Source organism: Litoreibacter sp. JB4-2, assembly GCF_055693445.1.
This window is the reverse complement of sequence record NZ_CM146334.1, coordinates 619,353-637,280: the sequence shown is the minus strand read 5'-3', so window position 1 is coordinate 637,280 and position 17,928 is coordinate 619,353. Positions and strand designations below refer to the sequence as shown.

17 protein-coding genes and 1 pseudogene are annotated in these 17,928 nt (G+C 55.7%); 6 read left to right on the top strand and 12 right to left on the bottom strand.

The features are described from left to right. Positions 1-53 precede the first annotated feature (53 nt). The gene (locus ACZ1G7_RS03175) at positions 54-1,124 is read left to right on the top strand and encodes an anhydro-N-acetylmuramic acid kinase (protein WP_472663656.1); all 1,071 of its coding nucleotides are present in this window, start codon (positions 54-56) and stop codon (positions 1,122-1,124) included. 2 nt (positions 1,125-1,126) lie between these two features. On the opposite strand, the gene ACZ1G7_RS03170 is transcribed toward ACZ1G7_RS03175, so the two are convergent. Beyond that, positions 1,127-1,546 carry a cupin domain-containing protein gene (locus tag ACZ1G7_RS03170; RefSeq protein ID WP_472662250.1) on the bottom strand — a complete coding sequence of 140 codons (420 nt, stop codon included), beginning with the start codon at positions 1,544-1,546 and terminating at the stop codon, positions 1,127-1,129. A gap of 2 nt (positions 1,547-1,548) precedes the next feature. Then, positions 1,549-2,826, bottom strand: a complete 1,278-nt coding sequence (gene eno, locus ACZ1G7_RS03165) for a phosphopyruvate hydratase (RefSeq protein ID WP_472662248.1) — start codon at positions 2,824-2,826, stop codon at positions 1,549-1,551. A 275-nt stretch (positions 2,827-3,101) separates the two neighbouring features. Between eno and ACZ1G7_RS03160 the strand changes: the two genes are divergently transcribed. Continuing rightward, entirely contained in the window at positions 3,102-5,108 is a 2,007-nt protein-coding gene (locus ACZ1G7_RS03160) for a hypothetical protein (RefSeq protein WP_472662246.1), read from the top strand. A 13-nt stretch (positions 5,109-5,121) separates the two neighbouring features. Here ACZ1G7_RS03160 and ACZ1G7_RS03155 read toward each other — a convergent pair whose 3' ends face one another. Further along, the gene (locus ACZ1G7_RS03155; protein ID WP_472662244.1) at positions 5,122-5,544 is read right to left on the bottom strand and encodes a Fur family transcriptional regulator; all 423 of its coding nucleotides are present in this window, start codon (positions 5,542-5,544) and stop codon (positions 5,122-5,124) included. A gap of 281 nt (positions 5,545-5,825) precedes the next feature. Between ACZ1G7_RS03155 and ACZ1G7_RS03150 the strand changes: the two are divergent. Continuing rightward, positions 5,826-7,177 (top strand): annotated as a pseudogene (locus ACZ1G7_RS03150) (DEAD/DEAH box helicase). A 23-nt stretch (positions 7,178-7,200) separates the two neighbouring features. Here ACZ1G7_RS03150 and ACZ1G7_RS03145 read toward each other — a convergent pair. The 6 genes from ACZ1G7_RS03145 to ACZ1G7_RS03120 form a co-directional block, all read right to left on the bottom strand. Next, positions 7,201-7,518: a DUF533 domain-containing protein gene (locus tag ACZ1G7_RS03145; RefSeq protein ID WP_472662242.1), complete on the bottom strand. Its 318-nt coding sequence runs from the start codon at positions 7,516-7,518 to the stop codon at positions 7,201-7,203. A 17-nt stretch (positions 7,519-7,535) separates the two neighbouring features. Then, on the bottom strand, positions 7,536-7,886 hold the full coding sequence (locus tag ACZ1G7_RS03140; protein WP_472662241.1) for a hypothetical protein: 351 nt from the start codon (positions 7,884-7,886) through the stop codon (positions 7,536-7,538). Between the two features lie 68 nt (positions 7,887-7,954). Beyond that, complete coding sequence (locus tag ACZ1G7_RS03135; RefSeq protein ID WP_472662239.1) at positions 7,955-8,842, bottom strand: zinc transporter ZntB; 888 nt, start codon at positions 8,840-8,842, stop codon at positions 7,955-7,957. A 96-nt stretch (positions 8,843-8,938) separates the two neighbouring features. Then, on the bottom strand, positions 8,939-10,354 hold the full coding sequence (locus tag ACZ1G7_RS03130) for a protein adenylyltransferase SelO (protein ID WP_472662237.1): 1,416 nt from the start codon (positions 10,352-10,354) through the stop codon (positions 8,939-8,941). Continuing rightward, positions 10,351-11,289 carry a nucleoside hydrolase gene (locus ACZ1G7_RS03125; protein ID WP_472662235.1) on the bottom strand — a complete coding sequence of 313 codons (939 nt, stop codon included), beginning with the start codon at positions 11,287-11,289 and terminating at the stop codon, positions 10,351-10,353. Before ACZ1G7_RS03125 ends, ACZ1G7_RS03130 begins: the two co-directional genes overlap by 4 nt. Continuing rightward, a complete protein-coding gene (locus ACZ1G7_RS03120; RefSeq protein WP_472662234.1) occupies positions 11,286-12,593 on the bottom strand; it encodes an HlyC/CorC family transporter in 1,308 nt (435 codons plus the stop codon). The genes ACZ1G7_RS03125 and ACZ1G7_RS03120 overlap by 4 nt, the downstream gene beginning before the upstream one ends. 82 nt (positions 12,594-12,675) lie before the next feature. On the opposite strand from ACZ1G7_RS03120, the gene ACZ1G7_RS03115 reads away from it, so the two are divergent. Continuing rightward, complete coding sequence (locus ACZ1G7_RS03115) at positions 12,676-13,467, top strand: metallophosphoesterase family protein (protein ID WP_472662232.1); 792 nt, start codon at positions 12,676-12,678, stop codon at positions 13,465-13,467. On the opposite strand, the gene ACZ1G7_RS03110 is transcribed toward ACZ1G7_RS03115, so the two are convergent. Genes ACZ1G7_RS03110 through ACZ1G7_RS03100 form a run of 3 tightly spaced genes read right to left on the bottom strand, consistent with a single transcriptional unit; the run spans position 13,464 to position 16,094 of the window. Further along, positions 13,464-14,417: a site-specific tyrosine recombinase XerD gene (locus tag ACZ1G7_RS03110; protein ID WP_472662231.1), complete on the bottom strand. Its 954-nt coding sequence runs from the start codon at positions 14,415-14,417 to the stop codon at positions 13,464-13,466. The two genes, ACZ1G7_RS03115 and ACZ1G7_RS03110, sit on opposite strands and share 4 nt — an antisense overlap. Then, entirely contained in the window at positions 14,414-15,913 is a 1,500-nt protein-coding gene (locus ACZ1G7_RS03105; protein ID WP_472662230.1) for a hypothetical protein, read from the bottom strand. The genes ACZ1G7_RS03110 and ACZ1G7_RS03105 overlap by 4 nt, the downstream gene beginning before the upstream one ends. A gap of 46 nt (positions 15,914-15,959) precedes the next feature. Next, entirely contained in the window at positions 15,960-16,094 is a 135-nt protein-coding gene (locus ACZ1G7_RS03100; RefSeq protein WP_472662228.1) for a hypothetical protein, read from the bottom strand. A gap of 129 nt (positions 16,095-16,223) precedes the next feature. Here ACZ1G7_RS03100 and ACZ1G7_RS03095 point away from each other — a divergent pair, with 129 nt between their 5' ends. Both ACZ1G7_RS03095 and aroB read left to right on the top strand, forming a co-directional pair. Further along, positions 16,224-16,775: a shikimate kinase gene (locus ACZ1G7_RS03095; protein WP_472663655.1), complete on the top strand. Its 552-nt coding sequence runs from the start codon at positions 16,224-16,226 to the stop codon at positions 16,773-16,775. Continuing rightward, entirely contained in the window at positions 16,772-17,878 is a 1,107-nt protein-coding gene (gene aroB, locus ACZ1G7_RS03090; RefSeq protein WP_472662226.1) for a 3-dehydroquinate synthase, read from the top strand. The genes ACZ1G7_RS03095 and aroB overlap by 4 nt, the downstream gene beginning before the upstream one ends. Positions 17,879-17,928: the final 50 nt, after the last annotated feature.

Sequence of the window (17,928 nt, the reverse complement as noted above, 5' to 3'; positions counted from 1 at the left end):
CGGCATAAGGGGAAGCGGTGAAAATAACGGAGCCAATCTGGGCCTTGGGCGCCATGTCCGGCACCTCGTTGGACGGGGTTGATGCCGCTATGGTCTTGACCAATGGTGAGACGATATTTGAGTTCGGCGAAACAGGGTTTCGTCCCTACAGCGCTGCGGAGCAAGACGTATTGCGCGCCGCACTTGGACAGTGGCCTGGCCACGACAATGTTGCGGCGGCGCAAGAAGTGGTCGAAACAGCGCATGCGTCGCTTCTGAGCAAGTTTTCTGGCGCTCAATTGGTCGGTTTTCATGGGCAAACGTTGGCGCATGAGCCTGCCGGACGCGGCACACATCAAACCGGAGACGGGGCGCTGATGGCGGAGCTGTTACAAAAACCGGTGGCCTGGGACTTCCGCAGCAATGACATTGAACTAGGCGGGCAGGGCGCGCCACTTGCGCCTTTCTACCACTTTGCCTGCGCGCGGTTTATCGGAGCGAAAGAACCGCTGGTGATGCTCAATCTTGGCGGGGTCGGCAACGTGACCTTCGTTGATCCACGCAAGTCAGAACCGACCGACGACGGAGCGCTTTTGGCGTTTGATACCGGTCCGGCCAATGCGCCGCTCAATGATTTAATGCAGATGCGTTGTGAGAAACCTTTTGATGAAAACGGTGTGCTCGCGACTCGGGGAACGGTTGACGAGGGCAAGGTCGCGCAGTTTCTTAAGCACGCTTACTTCCACAAAATGCCGCCCAAATCGCTTGATCGGGACGATTTCCCGGGCCTTTTAGATTTGGTTGCAGATCTTTGCGATGCCGATGCGGTAGCAACGCTTGCGGCATGCGTGGCAGCGTCCGTCGCCCGCGGTCTGGAATATGCCCCGGGTGCGCCGACAGAGGTGCTGGTGACAGGTGGCGGACGCAGAAACCCCATTCTTATGGCTTTGCTGGAAACCTACACGAAGCTGCCCGTAAAAAAAATTGATGATACTGGCTTGAATGGCGACATGCTGGAGGCGCAGGCCTTTGGATTTCTGGCGGTACGTGTCGCCCGTGGGTTGCCTACCTCTTGCCCAACCACAACTGGCGTGGCGGCCAGCGTCGGTGGCGGGCGGATAAGCTACCCGGACAATAAGCTCTAAGCTTAGCGCGGGATGTCAAACCCATCCGCGGCCAGCTCAAACCCGTCGAATTGGAACCCGGGCGAAACAGTGCATCCTACTAAAGCCCAGCCGTCAGGCGCGTATGCCGCCTGCCACCAGCCTTTGTGCACCACCAATTGCGGAGCGTGGCCCACTAGAACATCAGACCCCAAAATATGGTCGATGGCAGGGCCTGCCTCAGATTTCGCAATCGACACGATCAGCGGCGATCCGGCATAGAAATGCCAAATTTCGTCAGCGTCAATACGGTGCCAATGAGACCGCTCGCCCTGCTTTAGCAGAAAGTAAATGCAGGTTCCTGAAGGCCGCCCAACGCCTGAGGCGGCCCAAGTCTGGCGGTACCAGCCGCCTTCTGGATGTGGGCTCAGTTGCAGCTTTGCGATAAGTGCATCGGCACTCATGCTTAGCTTTTCAAGATCGACTTACCTGCATAAACCGCGCTGTCACCCAGCGCTTCATCGATGCGGATAAGCTGGTTGTATTTGGCTAACCGATCCGAGCGCGACAGCGAGCCGGTTTTGATCTGCCCGCAATTTGTCGCAACGGCCAGATCGGCGATGGTTGCGTCTTCGGTCTCGCCTGAACGGTGCGACATCACGTTTGTGAAGCCCGCGCGATGCGCCATATCAACAGCGCGTAGGGTTTCGGTTAGGGTGCCGATCTGGTTCACTTTCACAAGCATCGAGTTGGCCGAGCCAAGTTTGATCCCTTCGGCAAGGCGTGCCGGGTTGGTGACGAACAAATCATCGCCGACCAGTTGAATTTTGTCGCCCAACGCGCCAGTCAAAGCGGCCCAGCCGTCCCAGTCATCTTCGCCCATGCCATCCTCGATGGAGATAATGGGGTAGTCGGCAACAAGTGCGGACAGGTAGGCGACATTCTCGTCGGAAGTCAGGACTTTACCTTCGCCTTTCATGTCGTATTTGCCGTCTCGGTAGTATTCCGTCGCCGCGCAATCAAGCGCCAGATAGATATCTTCACCTGGCGTGTAGCCTGCTTTTTCGACGGCTTTCAGGATGAAATCCAAGGCTTCGCGGGAGGAGGAAATATTTGGCGCAAAGCCACCCTCATCGCCAATGCCGGTCGAATAGCCGCCAGCTGACAGCTCTTTCTTGAGCACGTGGAATACCTCAGCGCCCATGCGAACCGCGTCGCGGATATTACCCGCGCTCACAGGCATGATCATGAATTCCTGAATGTCGATCGGGTTATCGGCATGCTCGCCGCCATTGATGATGTTCATCATCGGCACAGGCAAAACGCGGGCAGAGGTGCCGCCGACATAGCGATAGAGCGGCATCGTTGTGAAATCAGCAGCTGCTTTGGCTGCGGCCAGCGACACACCAAGAATTGCGTTCGCGCCAAGGCGCGCCTTGTTCTCGGTTCCGTCCAGTTCGATCATCAGCTCGTCGATGGAGACCTGATCGGTCGCATCCTCGCCAAGCAAGTTTTCAGCAATCTCGCCGTTTACAGCGGCCACGGCTTCCAGCACGCCTTTGCCCATGTAGCGGCCCTTGTCGCCGTCGCGCTTTTCATTGGCCTCATAAGCGCCGGTCGACGCACCCGACGGCACAGCTGCCCGCCCCATCGTGCCGTCTTCAAGGATGACATCCACTTCCACCGTAGGGTTTCCCCGGCTGTCAAGAATTTCGCGTGCGTGAATGTCAATGATCGTGCTCATGGGAGGTCGTCCTTACGTAAAGAAATCCGGTTGTGGCGGGTATAAGCGGGAAGTGTGACGGGAGCAAGAAGGCCTCCGTTAGCGATAACATTGGCTGTTTGGAAATGCGTTTCTTGGGTTCGAAACTAGTATAACAGCGGCACTGCCAAACCGTGATTTTTAAAGTTTTAGCTGAAACTGGGTAAATAACCCACTGTAATATTGATGCAAAATTCTTGGAAACGACTAGAAGTGTAAGAGGTGTAAATAAATTAAAACCCCTTGAGGGAAGCAGTATGACCAGTGCCACTTATTCCTACGCGTTCGACGTGCCAACTGGCGTGGATGACGTCCAAATTGTAACCGAAGACCATTTTGGCGGCATCTATACGGGATACCGAAATTTTAAACGTTTCGAGACGGCGGACGCCGAAATCGGACTGACCTCCGTCCGTTGGCCAGGCGGCGCGGCCGCTGAAAACGCCAGTTGGTATGGCCTGGAATTTGACAATCTCGTGGACCCCAATTCCAATAAAATTGGACTTCGCGAAATGAGCGCTTTCGCAGTTGAAGAAGGGTTGCCGCTTAACATAATCTTGCCCACTGCTTCCTACGCGAATGATCATGCGTCGCTGCAAAACGATGTTTTGGCGCTTCTCGAGCGAATGGCGTCAGGTGAAATGGGGCCAATGCCTCAGGAGATCACATTCGAGATCGGCAATGAGTATTACGCCACATCTGAATTCCAGAATGACCCTGAAGCCTACGGCGATATTGTCAGTGTAGTGGCTCAGGCTTTTGCAGAATTCCGTAGCGAAAATCCTGATGCGTTTGAAGGCGTTGAAATCGACCTTGCGGCCCAAATCGGTAAAGGGAGTGGGGACAATAGCGCGATCCTGAACGCGCTTTCGCCCAGCGATTTGGCTGAGATCGATATGCTCATTTTCCACCGCTTTGGCTGGAACATAGAGGATGCGAATGCGCTGCAAGACACGGTTGAAGACAGCATGGCTGCGTGGCTCGATGCGGGTCTGCGCAGCGACTACGAAGCCTATATGTCTGGTTGGAACGTGGCGTCTTGGACGCGGAACGAAGCTTTGACGCAATATGAAAAGCAGATGCTGGCAGAGTATGGCGAAGTCGTCGACCGCAATCTGATTGATCTTGAGACCCGCAACCACGTTGATTTTGAGAGTTTTTGGCAAACCGGCGTCATCACCTCAGCCGCAGGCGCCGTCACAGCGACGAAATGGGGGTTGGCCAATCGCGATTATGGGCTCGCCCAAGCCGCAGCAATGATCGAGCTTTTCACGATGGGATTGGAGTTGGGCGTCGATGCGGCTGCGATCTACGGTGTCGACACGCCCTATGCTGCGCATTTGAGTTTTGGCGACGACGTGTTTGTCGGCGGCACCATGTTCCAGATGATGGCGGACTCGTTGATGGGCGCATGGGTGATTGATACCGATGCCGCAAATGAACGCGACGGCGAAATGAACATCCATGCCTTCGAGGATGAGGATCAAGTCATTTTGTATCTCTCCGCCGATGCTCTCGCATTGGGCTTGGAAGGTGGCATGGACGCCTCAATTGATCTTAGTGCTTTGGGGTATGAGTACAGCGATATTTCGGCCCGCAGCCTGACATCTATCCTCGACGCAGATTGGATGGAGATATACGGCGTTGTTGACAACGCAGACGTTGATGAAACCCCAGAGGGCGGGTTGTATGAGAAGGGCGTTATCTCAGAAAAATCGGTCCTGTTGGAAGGCGCACATCTAAGCTTTACCTTTGAGCAAAGCTATGAGGTCGTGGAGGTGATCCTAACCAAGTCAAACGCGCTAACACTTGTAGGAACTGATGCGGCCGATACGCTCACGGGTGGCGCGTATGATGACGACATCGACGGTGGCGCAGGCGATGATGTGATCGACGGCGGGGTGGGCGGCGCTGATACTTTGACGGGCGGGCTTGGCCAAGATAGTTTCGTCTTCACCAATGATGGCGCCGTCGGCACGGTGACAGATTTCACTGTCGGCGAGGACAAGTTAGACCTGCGCGGGATTGCCGCGGATATCGACGTCCTGCGGTTAGAAGTTGGTCTCGAGCAACAAATTCGTATCGGTGATACAGGCGACGATACATGGTTGTCAGCTTCTATTATTTTTGAACAAGTCGGCGATGATGTCGCCATCCGCCTGCTAACCAGTCCCGGTCTGCGCGAAGAAGAGCAGACAGAAGATATCGCAATGCTGACAGGGGTTTCAGCGTCCAGCCTGAGCATGAGTGACTTGATCGTATAATACGGGGCCGGTGCTAGCTCGCGCCGTCGTCATGTCGCTTGACGCCATAGAGCTCGAGCCGGTGGCCTTTCAGCGTGTAGCCTAGGCGTTTAGCAATGGCCTCTTGCAAGGCTTCGATTTCCGGGTCGATAAATTCAATGATCTCGCCAGTTTGAACATCAATCAGATGGTCATGGTGGTCGCGCTCAGCATCTTCATACCGCGCGCGCCCGTCGCCAAATTCATGGCGCTCCAATAGTCCCGACTCCTCAAAAAGTTTGACGGTGCGGTAAACGGTGGCAATGGAAATGCCCGGATCGCGTGCATTAGCACGAACATGCAGTTCCTCCACATCAGGATGATCCTGCGCCTCTTCCAGCACTTCGGCAATCACAACCCTTTGTCCGGTCATGCGAAGCCCTTTTTTGGCGGAACGCTCGATTAGTGTTTCTGGCATGTCTTCTCCATACTCACGGGCATTTAAGACAAATCGGGTACAGGGCTCCATAGCAAAATGCACCCCGAGCATTGACTTATCTCAACTGAGCGCGCATGTGACAAACATCTGAACGCAAGATGTGCTGCGTGAAACCTGCTGAACAGGTCAAAGCACCGCGATCCAGAAACGTTCCCATTTTTCACGCGAAAGGGTCCGGCGAAGCATTCGGCTCCGCACCCTATTTAACGCGACTCGTCCCCGAAACAGGGGCGGCATGGCATGTCTTGAAAGGACAGCAGTTGAACAAATTCGAAGCCTTGGGCGTGAGCCCGAAATTGGCCGTCAAACTTGATGAGAACAGTATAACGACGCCAACCCCAATTCAGCAGGAAGCGATCCCAATCATTTTGGGCGGGCGCGACGTGATGGGCCTTGCGCAAACGGGTACGGGTAAAACGCTCGCCTTCGGCTTGCCGATCATTCACAACCTGATCAAAATCGGGACCAAACCTGATCCAAAAACTGTCCGGGCGCTTGTGTTGGCGCCCACGCGGGAGTTGGCGGGCCAAATCCGCGACAACCTGAAAATGTTCCAAGGCGGCGGTCACCTGAAAATTAACATGGTGGTTGGTGGACTTTCCATGAACACGCAACGCAAGGCGCTAGAGCGCGGCACAGACGTGCTTGTCGCCACGCCGGGGCGCTTGATCGACCTGATGGAGCAGGGCGCCGTGAGGCTGAACGAGGTGGAATATCTCGTTCTCGATGAGGCCGATCAGATGCTCGATATGGGCTTCATCCATGCGCTACGCCAGATTGCCAAAGTGATCCCGGAAGAGCGCCAGACGCTGCTGTTCTCGGCCACCATGCCTAAGCTAATGGAAGAACTGGCTGCGACCTATCTCAATCACCCGCGCAAAGTACAGGTCGCCCGGGCTGGCAAGGCTGCCGACAAGATCACCCAATCGGTGCACTATATCGCCAAAGCCGCGAAAACGGACCTGCTGGTCGAGCTGTTGGACAAGCATCGTGATGATCTGGCGCTGGTTTTTTCGCGGACGAAACATGGCGCTGAAAAGCTCAAAAAATTGCTTGAGAAGAAAGGCTTCGCGGCGGGCTCAATTCACGGTAACAAGTCGCAAAACCAGCGTGACCGATCGCTGGCCGCGTTCAAATCGGGTGAGCTACGCATTCTTGTCGCGACAGATGTTGCCGCGCGCGGTATCGACATTCCTGATGTAGGCTTTGTTTACAATTACGATCTCCCCAACGTGCCCGAAAACTATGTCCATCGTATTGGCCGCACCGCGCGTGCGGGCAAAGAGGGCGAGGCGATTGCTTTCTGCGCGCCAGACGACATGGCGGAGCTGAAGGACATCGAAAAGGTCTTGAAGATGGAAATCCCGGTGGCCGGTGGCCGCCGGTGGAGCCCATCTGAGGAAGAAGACAAACCGAAACGTGGAGGCGGCGGCGGGGGCGCGGCCGCGGTCGTCCGGGGCAAAGATCAGGTGGTGGGAAGTCGGACGGTCAAAAGTCGCGCGGACAAGGCGGAAAACCATCTGGCGGGGCGCAGGACGGTAAGCCGTCCGGGCCGCCAAAGCGTCGCCGCAATCGTCGCAGGCGCGGGCAGGGGCCCAAGACCGCAGCCTAGGGCCCCTGAACAGTTCGGGGCGCCTAGCTATAAAGCCGCGGTACACCGAAGCTGTCATGGATCTCATTCACTGTGGCTTGACCTATCCCTAAGGCGGTAGCCAGCTCATGCAGGTATTTTGCCTCTTCCGGGTGGTCCGGTTCAATCGCCATTACGGACATTGAATAAACCTGGGTCTCCATGCCTTGTGGCGTGTCTTGAGCCAAAGCCCGCGCATCCACTGGCGCGTCCATCGCGTCGCGAACGAAGGCCATGTCCTCAGGTGTCGCATCCTCGCCGATGGTGCCCATCAAGGTCTCTCGCTCATTGGCGTCGATTTTACCGTCACAACGCGCAGACATGATCATCGCGCGTATCATTAGCCCGGCACTTTGTTCAGCGGGGGCTCTTCAACCGGGTTGTCGCGGCTCAGCAGCTCTTCGAGGCTGTTGCCATTGGATGTCTCACCGCTGCGCGTCGCGGCCATTCCGCCCAGCAAACCACCAAGCCCGCCGAGACCACCGGCTGCCGCACCGCTGCCGCCTAGGCTGCCCATGATATCACTCAAGCCGCCTGTGCCACCCGATTGGGCCTTTCCCAACGCATCGCGACCGGCGCCTTTCATGGATTCCATGGCTTTGCCAATACCGCCGGATTTTTGAACCGCACTAATGCCCTTGGCGATAGCGAAACCCAGCGCCACTTTCGTGGCCATTCTCATAAGTGACATAGAAATCTCCCAAACCTGTTTGACTTTATGTTGCCATCAATAAAGTGGCCCGGCTAGCGCTTTGATGGTTATAGCCACTTGCTGGCACGAAAGAGCAAGTAGAGCCCGATCCCGATGGCTGCCATGATGGCGCTGACGGCGACAAACCCGTGCGCCCAATCCGTCCAGGGCAAACCGCCGACATTCATCCCAAACAGCCCCGTTAGGAAGCCCAAAGGAAGAAAAATTGCCGCAAAGACCGATAGTATGTAGGAGTTCCGACCGATCTTATTGGCCGTGATCGCATCAAGCTGGTCGGCAACCGCGGTAAGCCTATCGCCAACTGCCAAAATTTCTTCGACGCTGCGATCCATCCGGTTCGCGCTTTCACGCAGGAGCGTGCTTTCGTCTGACCCGATTTGCGGTGTTTCAGGCGAGGCTAGCACATGCATAGCATCCCTTGATGGGATGATATGGCGACGCAATCGGATTGCTTTGCGTCGGGTTGTCGCCAAAATTTTCGCGTCGACATCATTGTGGTCGAGGAGCCCGTCTTCAATGGCGTCGGCCTCATCTTCGAGTTTCAGTGACACGTCTTCGATGCGGTTCGTCAAACCGTGGCAAATCTCAACAACAAGCCCCGCCGGGGTTGCCGGCGCTTGCCCAGCCTCGGCCAGTTTCACCAAATCATCGACTGCAAAAACTCTGCGAAAGCGTCCAGTGACGAGCAAGTTTTTGGTCATCCACATGCGCAGAGAAACCATGTCGTCCTCATCTTGTCCGGTGTTGAGATTGATCCCGCGCAGATTAATCAGGACTCCATCTTCAAACAGGTTTGATCGCGGGCGTGTTTCGGTCTGAACCATTGCAGCAGCTGGAATTGCGGGCAGGTGCTTGGCCATCCAATCACCCGCTGCGGCTGAGTTTACATCGAAATGCAGCCAGCGATAGGCCGCGCCATTCTTAGGGGTAGGCATGCTATCTTCCACTACGACGGCCCTACCGTCAGCGAAGACGTCATATCCACAAACAAGTTCCAGAACAGGCATAAGCCGCGTCCTCCGGTTTTGATATCAGGTGCCGCAAAATGTTTGTTGTACAAGTTCCTGCGCGTCGGGTGGTGCTTGCAAATCCGTGGCCTCTGATTGCGCCTCATAGGGTCGTGATAGGACATCAACCATGCGGTGAAACGGGGCCACATCACCTGCTACGCCCGCTGCAATCGCCCGTTCAATCTGATGATTGCGTGGAATGAAAGCAGGATTTGTCTTTTCCATGATTTGGGTGTCGGGTTTGCGCGGCTGCCACTTCGCAGCCCACGCATCAAAGGCTGTCGGGTCGACAAACTGATCGCGCGCAGATCCATCGAGCAAGCCTCGAAACGTCAGCGTGAAATCGGCTTGATTGTCCGCCATCCGCTCCAGCAGGTCTTGGACCAAAGCAATGTCGTCATCCGTGCCGTCTTCTATCCCGATCTTTGCGAAGAACACCTGCTTCCAACATTGCGTATAGGCTGGTCCGTATCCTTGAAGGACCTCTTGTGCTGCCGCGACGGCCTTGTTCATGTCTTCGTCAATCAGCGGCAAAAGCGCACTTGCGAGCTGCGCGAGGTTCCAAACCAATATTTCCGGTTGCGCGCCGTAAGCGTAACGCCCGAATTGGTCGATGGACGAGAATACTTTCGACGGATGGTAGGCATCCAGAAAGGCGCAAGGGCCATAGTCGATGGTCAGACCGCCGATATGGCAATTATCGGTATTCATCACGCCGTGGATGAACCCAAGTCCCATCCATTTGGCTACAAGCAGCGCCTGAGCCTCTACTACAGCTTGTAGAAACCCCAACGCGTCATGGGATGCGAGGGTTGGGTAGTGGCGTTCGATTGCGAAGGCCAGCAATTTGCTTAGCGCTTCGTTGTCCTTTTGCGACGCGAAATACTGAAACGTGCCGACCCTAATATGGCTACTGGCAACACGCGTCAGGATCGCGCCGGGAAGCCGTGTTTCGCGCAACACATCCTCGCCCGTGCTGACTGCAGCAAGCGCACGCGTTGTTGGCACGCCGAGGGCCGCCATTGCTTCGCTGACGATGTACTCGCGCATTACGGGACCAAGCCAAGCGCGACCGTCACCGGCGCGTGAATAAGGTGTGGGGCCAGAACCTTTGAGCTGAATATCCCAACGCGCCCCATCCGGGCCCTTGATTTCGCCCAACAGCAGAGCACGCCCATCGCCCAGACGTGGAGACCATCCGCCAAACTGATGGCCCGCATAAACCTGCGCAAGAGGATCGGCGCCCTCTGGCATCGCATTGCCAGATAACATGTCGAGCCCGGTTTCGCTCGTGAGCCAATCGGGGTCGAGACCGATCTCATTCGCAAATCCGGTATTAAGCTTCAATAGCGTTGGTTTTGCGACGGGCGTGGCTTGCTGTTTGTTAAAAAATCGTTCCGGCAATCCGGAATACTGGTTGTCAAAATGCGGGGTCACAGCCGCGCGATCCGGTCTGTCAGCAACGAAAAGAACCCGTCCGCGTCCAGATCGCCCATAAACAGCGCATTGGGCGAGCGTTCAGTGACGCCCCACCAATCAGCGACTGTCATGCCCATGGTCAGCTCTGACGTCGTCTCAATTTCAACATTGATATGACGTCCCGAAAACAGCTCGGGCTGCAAGAGATAGGCGATTACGCAAGGGTCATGCAACGGCGCCCCGGCAGAGCCATATTTCTCTTTGTCGAAACGTTCAAAAAAATCTGTCCATTCTGCAACCATGCGCCCGGGTTCCGTCCCGAGCGCACGAAACGCTTCAACCCGTGGTCGTGTCGTCAACGCCTTGTGGGTGACATCCAACCCCATAACCACAATCGGAATGCCGGATTTAAAAACAATATCAGCGGCTTTTGGGTCGACATAGATGTTAAATTCCGCAGCCGGGGTGATGTTGCCGACCTGAAAATACGCGCCGCCCATCAAAACGATCTCGGCTACTTTCGCGGCAATATCCGGCGCGCGTTCCAATGCCGCAGCGATGTTAGTCAACGGCCCGAGCGGACACAGCGTCAGACTGCCCGCAGGTTCTGCACGCAAGGTCTCAATTAGAAAATCAACGGCATGCTCATCTTGAAGCGACATCACCGGATCGGGCAATTGGGGGCCATCGAGGCCGGACTGGCCATGGACGTGCTCTGCCGTAACCAATTCGCGCGTCATTGGTGCCTCGCAACCCGCGAAGACTTTCATATCTGGTCGCCCAGCTAATTCGCATACGATCCGGGCGTTACGTTCGGTAAGCGGCAGTGGCACATTTCCCGCCACAACTGTAATGCCGAGCACGTCCAGTTCCGGCGATGCCAAGGCCAGCAAAATCGCAACAGCATCGTCCTGTCCTGGATCTGTGTCGATGATGATTTTGCGAGGCGTCATAGGGGGCGGACTTTCAGGTTGGTGATGCGGTTTTCCGATTTTCCAGTGACTTCAAAGCGGTAGCCGTGAAAGCTAAACACCTGACCAACCAATGGTATGGATTGCGCCTCGTGGATAACAAGGCCCGCTACCGTGTTGGCTTCTTCGTCTGGCAAGTTCCAATCGAGCTGGCGGTTGAGGTCACGAATGGTCATCGCACCTTCGATATCATAATTTCCATCAGCGCCTGCTTCGGGGCGTTGTTCATCTTCAATATCAAATTCATCAGTGATTTCACCGACGATCTCCTCCAGGATATCTTCCAGAGTGATCAGGCCCTGCAAGCCGCCATATTCATCCACTACTAACGCAAAATGGGTGCTTTGTGCCAAAAATTGGCGCATTTGCTCTTCAAGGGTGGTTGTCTCGGGCACAAAATAGGGTTTGCGCATGACTTGGGTGACGTCAAAATCTTCGAGCGTACCAGTCTCGCCTTTAGGTTTGCGTATCGCTTTGTCGACGGCCCGCAGCAGGTCTTTCGCGTGCAATACACCGACAATGTTTTCGGGGTCGTCGCGAAAGACGGGCAGGCGCGTATAAGCCGATTTCAAAGACTGATCTATGATGGCCTCTGGGCTGTCCGCGACATTGATAACCTCAATTTCGGAACGGTGAAGCATGATCTCTTCGACGTCGCGGTCATGCAAGTCCAGTGCGCCGAGCAGCCGATCGCGTTGCTCCTTCTGCACGACACCCTCTTGGCGGCCCAGCTCAAGCGCACCGGCGATTTCTTCATGCACCGACAAAATATGTGTGTCGGGGTCTGTCTCGACGCCAAAGAGACGCAACAATTGGCGCACCAAGGCGCGTACTACATTCACAACAGGGGCAAAGACCAAAACAACCAGTTTGATCGGTGCAGATACTTTGGCTGCTGCTGTTTCTGCATTGGTGATTGCGTAGGTTTTTGGCAAAACTTCAGCAAAGATCAGCACCAACAAAGTCATAACCAAAGTAGCCAAAGCGACCCCGGATTCGCCAAACAGCCTCGTAAACAGGGCCGTAGCCAAGGAGGTTGCAAGAATATTTACAAGGTTGTTGCCCAGAAGGACGGAGCCGATCAGGCGCTCATTGTCCTCGGTGATCTCCAAAGCGCGTTCAGCGCCTGCTGATCCTTTGTCTGCCTGCGCCCGAAGTTTACCGCGAGACGCAGCCGTCAGGGCCGTTTCAGAACCGGAGAAAAAGCCCGACATCACCAATAGTAGGATGATCGCCCCGGCGGTCAGCCAAGAGGCGGTTTCAATCACAGATGTAGGGTCGTCCATTTGGGGTGTTTTTCCGGCGCAAATGTGAGCTATCACAATGTTATGGGGCCAAGGCAGGTTTGGTTCAAGGGCAGGGCGATCTATGACGGCAGGAATACAACAGGATCTGGGCGTTCTAACGGGTGATGTTTTGCTGTTTGGCGGGCCTTATTCGAACTTGCAGGCGACCGAGGCTTTATTCGCGCAGACATCCCATATCAAACAGAAAAACCGCATCTGCACAGGCGACATGGTTGCCTATTGCGCCGACCCGCGCCCAACTACAGAAGTCGTCTTGGCGAATTGCGGGGCGGTTGTCGCCGGCAATTGTGAGCTTCAATTGGCCGAAGACGCGCTTGATTGCGGCTGCGGCTTTGAGGCGGGAACCGCGTGCGACATCGCATCAAAAAGCTGGTTTTCCTACGCCCGCGAACAAATGGCACCTTTGCGTGTCAAACTGGCCAGCCTGCCGCAACGTGTCACCTTTCGTCACAATGGTTTAAACTATGCGGTCATTCATGGTGGCGTAAGCGACGTATCGCGGTTCATTTGGGAAACTGACAACGATTCTGTTTTCCATTACGAAATCAATCTTCTACCGCCGGAAATTGATGTTGTTATCGCCGGGCATTCCGGCATTCCATTCTCACGCAAGGTCGGCGAAACAAAGTGGATCAATTCCGGTGTCATCGGAATGCCGCCGCATAACGGCAAGCCAGAGACAAATTATGTGATCTTGTCTAACGGCGGGGTTAACTTCCACACGCTGTCATATGATCACAAAGCCGCGGCGGAACGGATGATCGATGCCGGGCTGACCCAAGGCTATGAATTGGGGCTCACAACCGGATTTTGGCCGTCTGAGGACGTATTGCCGTTAAACATGCGTCGCTAGCTGTCCTCGGGGCCTGCCAGAGGATGGTTTTCTAACACCAGCTCTTTTAGGCGCTCATCCAATACATGCGTGTAGATCTCTGTCGTTGAAATATCGGCATGCCCTAGCATGGTCTGGATCGCCCGCAAATCAGCGCCGCCTGCCAGAAGGTGGGTAGCAAAGGCATGCCGCAACGTGTGCGGCGTCACATCCGCTGGCGAAACACCACCCGCAACAGCAAGTTCTTTGATGAGCAAGTAAAAGCGATGACGCGTCATATGTCCCGATTTGCCGCGCGACGGGAATAGAAACTTGGACGGCATGGCGCCTTTCTTGCGCGCAGCCTCGTCCAGCCGGTCACGGGTTTCGACCCATACTGCAAGCGCATCCCGCGCGGCGGGCGACAAGGGCACCATCCGTTCTTTGTCGCCTTTGCCGCGTACCAAGACCATCCGTGGGTCACCTCTTACGGCCGAAACAGGTAGGCTGACCAGTTCGCTCACGCGCATGCCGGTTGCGTAAAGCAGTTCCATCATACAGGTGTTGCGCAAGCGGTCATCTTGGCTACGGGCGGAGCTTTGAGCGGCACCCAACAGTCGGTCGACCTGTTCTAGGGAAAGCGTTTTCGGCAAGGATTTTTTGCGGCCCGGACCCTTCACCTGGATCGCAGGATTGTCAGCACGCCAACCTTCTTCATAGGCAAAGCGGTAGAGCTGTTTGATCGCGGATAATCGCCGGGCGCGCGTGGATTGGGCCAGGCCGGCTGTGTCGCAATCAATTAAGTAGTCTTCGACATGCGCGCGCGATGCTGTTTGAAAATCGATAGCTTTGCGATCCAACCAATGCGCCCAGTCGATCAAATCGCGGCCATAGGCGAGACGGGTGTTTTCAGCGGCGTCCAACTCGGCGGCCTGAGCTTCCAAGAACACCTCGATCCAGTTGGTTGCCCAGTTGGGAACCGCTCCGCTCATGCGCGCGGTCGCGTCAGCAGCATATACAGCGCTGTCTGTCGTGCGACGTCTTCGAGGCCAAGATGCACTAGGACAGAAAGCCCGCGTTCAATGTCAATCGGGTCGGTCCGCGCGCCATCAGCCATCAGCCCGATGGCTTTTAAGGCTGTTTCGCCCAAACGGCGCTCTGCAATCAGTTTTTCGAATTGAGCGGGCGGGTTGATCGCAGCAAAGCCAGAAATAATCGCGCTTTCGAGTGCGTCTTCGCTTTGTGTTGCAGCGGCGTCGCCTTTGGCGACGGCCCTCCAAAAGCTCGGCTCGGTACCGAATGTCGCGGACATGGCGATCTGTTCGTAGTCTTTTGACATAAGTCCGGCCCGCAACGCGTCGTGCCGGGCGGTGTCGTTCAAGTCCAGTACAGCAACTGTCGGACCAAAGCTTTGTGCGAAGGCATACTCCAACCCAGCGCTGCGCATCGCCCTCATTGTTTTTGGGAGTTCAAAGGACACGGCCTTCGTATCGGATTGCGCGAGGGCTGCTTCAAACGCCTGCACTGCGGCAACCCTATCCCACGCCCCACCGGAGGCCGCAGGCTTTCGTTCGTTGTACAGCGCGAATAGCTGTTGGTGTGGTATTGCATTGACGCGTGAGAGCCGCTCTGCGGCGGAGATGCGAGCCTTCCAGCCACTGCGATCCGACAATTCAGCATATGAGAATGCATTTGGCAGACCTGCTGGGCTGAGCGGCTCTCCGATTGCTTCATGCATGCGGAAATTCAGCGGTGTGATGCGATCGGGGATAGGTAATAGCGGCGCGCCCTCGAACAGCTCGGGGTCAAGGAACCGCGCTAATAGGTTAGCATCTTTCGTCGAAATCGCCCCGCTTTCTATCGCTTGTTTGAGCGTGTCGGCGGCTGTTTCCCAATCACCCTTGCGGGCCTGACAAAACACTTGGGCTGCGTAAGTTGGCGCGATATCGGGGGCTTGGGACATGGACGCGCATGCGCGGTCTTCCTGGCCAGTTAAAAGGCTCACATCGAACCAACGGCCGAAGACGGCTCTATGCGCCGGGCCTGCACGACTGAGAAGCGCTTCTGCTTGATCCAACGCACCAAGTTCTAAAAATTTGTCGACGCGTGCGAGAAATAGCTCAGCTCCGTCAGAGCTGTCAGCAGGGGCTGGAAGTTCTGCCAGTAGCAAGCGAGTCAAGAATTGCGCCAGGGGTGGCGGCAAATCGGTGCGCAGGTCTCTAATCTCGGACGCCAGTTGCGTCGCTGAGGAGCGTGACCAAAAATCAGAAGGTAGCCCTGTCACGCTTCGAGGTAATATGCCGACCGCGTCGAGTTTGGTTTGCCCAAGCGGCGTTGTCGTGACCGCTGAAACTATTGCCGATTGCGCAATGTCGTCTTGCGTATTTTGTGTGTCTGGCGCGTCCTGTGCGGAGACAACATTCGACAGCCAATCGATCGCTGAAAGCGGTGCTGCGCCTTGTTCCGTAGCATCAGCGGCACCGATCATAGCGCCGAGCGCAAATAAACTTGCAGATACAACTAAGGTAGGGGCGTTAATTCGCATCAAGCTCCACCGGTTGATTAACTTCCACGCGGTTGGGCGACAGGTCGCCAAGATAAGCGTACCCAATGACCGAAAAAATGCCCACCACGATCAAGAAAACCAAGAGCTTGATTAGCCGCCCCATATGCATTCGTCCTTTTGATGCTCTGCCTGTTCTGGAGCGATGCCGCTTCGTGAGCCCCGCCGCATTTATATATGGCATTTAGGGCGATATCACGCCATTGAAGCAACAGAAAAAAATTTGAGCGAGAGAATGCCAGCCAAATCAACCCGTTTGACCAAGCCCGTCGTCCTTGTCGGTATGATGGGGGCAGGAAAAAGTGCTGTGGGGCTGGCGCTGTCGCGCTTGTTGAATGTCTCGTTTTTGGATTCAGATGAGGCTTTAACCAAGGCTGCCAATATGAGCATTGCTGAGATTTTCGAACGCGACGGTGAGGGGTTCTTCCGAGAACGCGAAACCGAAGTGATTGATCGGTTACTGACGGGCGCTCCAGCGATCCTGTCAACCGGTGGCGGTGCTTTCATGGCGGAACGGAACCGGTCACTGATCTCGCAAAAGGGAGTTTCAGTTTGGTTGAAGGCAGATCTGGAGTTGCTCTGGAATCGCGTGAAACACAAAACCACGCGGCCATTGTTGCGCACTGATAATCCGCGCGCCACGTTGTCGGAGATTTACGATACGCGAAGCCCGATTTATGCGCTTGCCGACCTGTTTGTAGAAGCGCGAGACGACTATTCCATTGAGGAAATGGCTCAGGCTGTATGTGACCGATTGGTCGACGCGGGAATAGTGGAGGCAAAATGATGGAAAAACTGCGCGTTGAATTGGCCGAGCGGTCATATGACATTCTGATCGGGCAGGGCCTGCTGGCGCGTGCAGGTCAGGCGATCAGTGACCTCAGCGCGCCGGGGCGCGTGGCTGTTGTGACAGATGAAAACGTAGCTGCGCTTCATCTTGATGCCTTACGAACGGGACTGGCGGACGCTGGGTTCTCGATGGAGCATCTTGTTCTGCCTGCTGGCGAAGCCACAAAAAGCTGGCCGCACTTTTCACGCACGGTCGATTGGATGCTCGCCCAGAAGGTTGAGCGCGGCGATCTGGTGATTGCGCTTGGTGGTGGCGTGATAGGTGATCTTGTTGGCTTTGCTGCTGCAGTCCTACGTCGGGGCGTACGTTACGTGCAGATCCCGACTTCGCTTCTGGCGCAGGTCGACAGCTCTGTCGGCGGCAAAACGGCCATCAATTCGGAACACGGTAAAAACCTGATCGGGGCGTTTCACCAGCCAACATTGGTGTTGGCCGATGTCGACGCATTGGGCACCTTGTCGGAGCGAGACTTTTTGGCGGGCTACGGTGAGGTCATGAAATACGGACTGCTGGGCGACGCCGCGTTTTTTGAGTGGTTGGAAGAAAACGCACCTGACATGGCGGCCGGCGACGTGGAAAAGCGCATTTACGCGGTTCGGCGGTCATGTGAAATGAAGGCTGCAATCGTGGCGCGGGACGAAACAGAGCAGGGCGAACGCGCGCTGCTGAATTTAGGTCATACCTTCTGTCACGCGCTCGAAGCTGCGACCGGTTATACCGAACGGCTGCTGCACGGCGAAGGGGTTGCCATTGGCTGCGCGCTTGCCTTCGAGGTTTCGTCGCGTATGGGGCTTTGTAGCCAGGAAGACCCAAGCCGCGTGCGTGCGCATCTCGAACAGATGGGGTTAAAACGCGACCTGCGTGACATTGAGGGCGAGTTGCCGCCGGCAGAGGTGCTGATCGATCTGATGGGACAGGACAAGAAGGTTGTGCGCGGCACACTGAATTTCATCATGGCACGCGGGTTTGGGGAGGCATTTGTGACCTCTGATGTTGACCTAGAAATTGTGAAATCTGTGCTTGAGGAGAGTGTAGCTTAACGGAGCCTGCTGGCGCAGGCGCTATTTGTGCAACGCTCTTTAGCTGACGC

Excerpts from the sequence above, each read along its gene's own strand:
- ACZ1G7_RS03170 (WP_472662250.1), bottom strand. The coding sequence starts at position 1,546 with ATGAGTGCCGATGCACTTATCGCAAAGCTGCAACTGAGCCCACATCCA.
- ACZ1G7_RS03100 (WP_472662228.1), bottom strand. The coding sequence starts at position 16,094 with ATGGGGCGGCTAATCAAGCTCTTGGTTTTCTTGATCGTGGTGGGCATT.
- ACZ1G7_RS03175 (WP_472663656.1), top strand. The coding sequence starts at position 54 with ATGTCCGGCACCTCGTTGGACGGGGTTGATGCCGCTATGGTCTTGACC.
- ACZ1G7_RS03140 (WP_472662241.1), bottom strand. The coding sequence starts at position 7,886 with ATGTCACTTATGAGAATGGCCACGAAAGTGGCGCTGGGTTTCGCTATC.
- ACZ1G7_RS03120 (WP_472662234.1), bottom strand. The coding sequence starts at position 12,593 with ATGGACGACCCTACATCTGTGATTGAAACCGCCTCTTGGCTGACCGCC.
- ACZ1G7_RS03155 (WP_472662244.1), bottom strand. The coding sequence starts at position 5,544 with ATGCCAGAAACACTAATCGAGCGTTCCGCCAAAAAAGGGCTTCGCATG.
- ACZ1G7_RS03145 (WP_472662242.1), bottom strand. The coding sequence starts at position 7,518 with ATGTCTGCGCGTTGTGACGGTAAAATCGACGCCAATGAGCGAGAGACC.
- ACZ1G7_RS03135 (WP_472662239.1), bottom strand. The coding sequence starts at position 8,842 with ATGCCTACCCCTAAGAATGGCGCGGCCTATCGCTGGCTGCATTTCGAT.
- ACZ1G7_RS03125 (WP_472662235.1), bottom strand. The coding sequence starts at position 11,289 with ATGACGCCTCGCAAAATCATCATCGACACAGATCCAGGACAGGACGAT.
- eno (WP_472662248.1), bottom strand. The coding sequence starts at position 2,826 with ATGAGCACGATCATTGACATTCACGCACGCGAAATTCTTGACAGCCGG.
- ACZ1G7_RS03095 (WP_472663655.1), top strand. The coding sequence starts at position 16,224 with ATGCCAGCCAAATCAACCCGTTTGACCAAGCCCGTCGTCCTTGTCGGT.
- aroB (WP_472662226.1), top strand. The coding sequence starts at position 16,772 with ATGATGGAAAAACTGCGCGTTGAATTGGCCGAGCGGTCATATGACATT.
- ACZ1G7_RS03110 (WP_472662231.1), bottom strand. The coding sequence starts at position 14,417 with ATGAGCGGAGCGGTTCCCAACTGGGCAACCAACTGGATCGAGGTGTTC.
- ACZ1G7_RS03160 (WP_472662246.1), top strand. The coding sequence starts at position 3,102 with ATGACCAGTGCCACTTATTCCTACGCGTTCGACGTGCCAACTGGCGTG.
- ACZ1G7_RS03105 (WP_472662230.1), bottom strand. The coding sequence starts at position 15,913 with ATGATCGGTGCCGCTGATGCTACGGAACAAGGCGCAGCACCGCTTTCA.
- ACZ1G7_RS03115 (WP_472662232.1), top strand. The coding sequence starts at position 12,676 with ATGACGGCAGGAATACAACAGGATCTGGGCGTTCTAACGGGTGATGTT.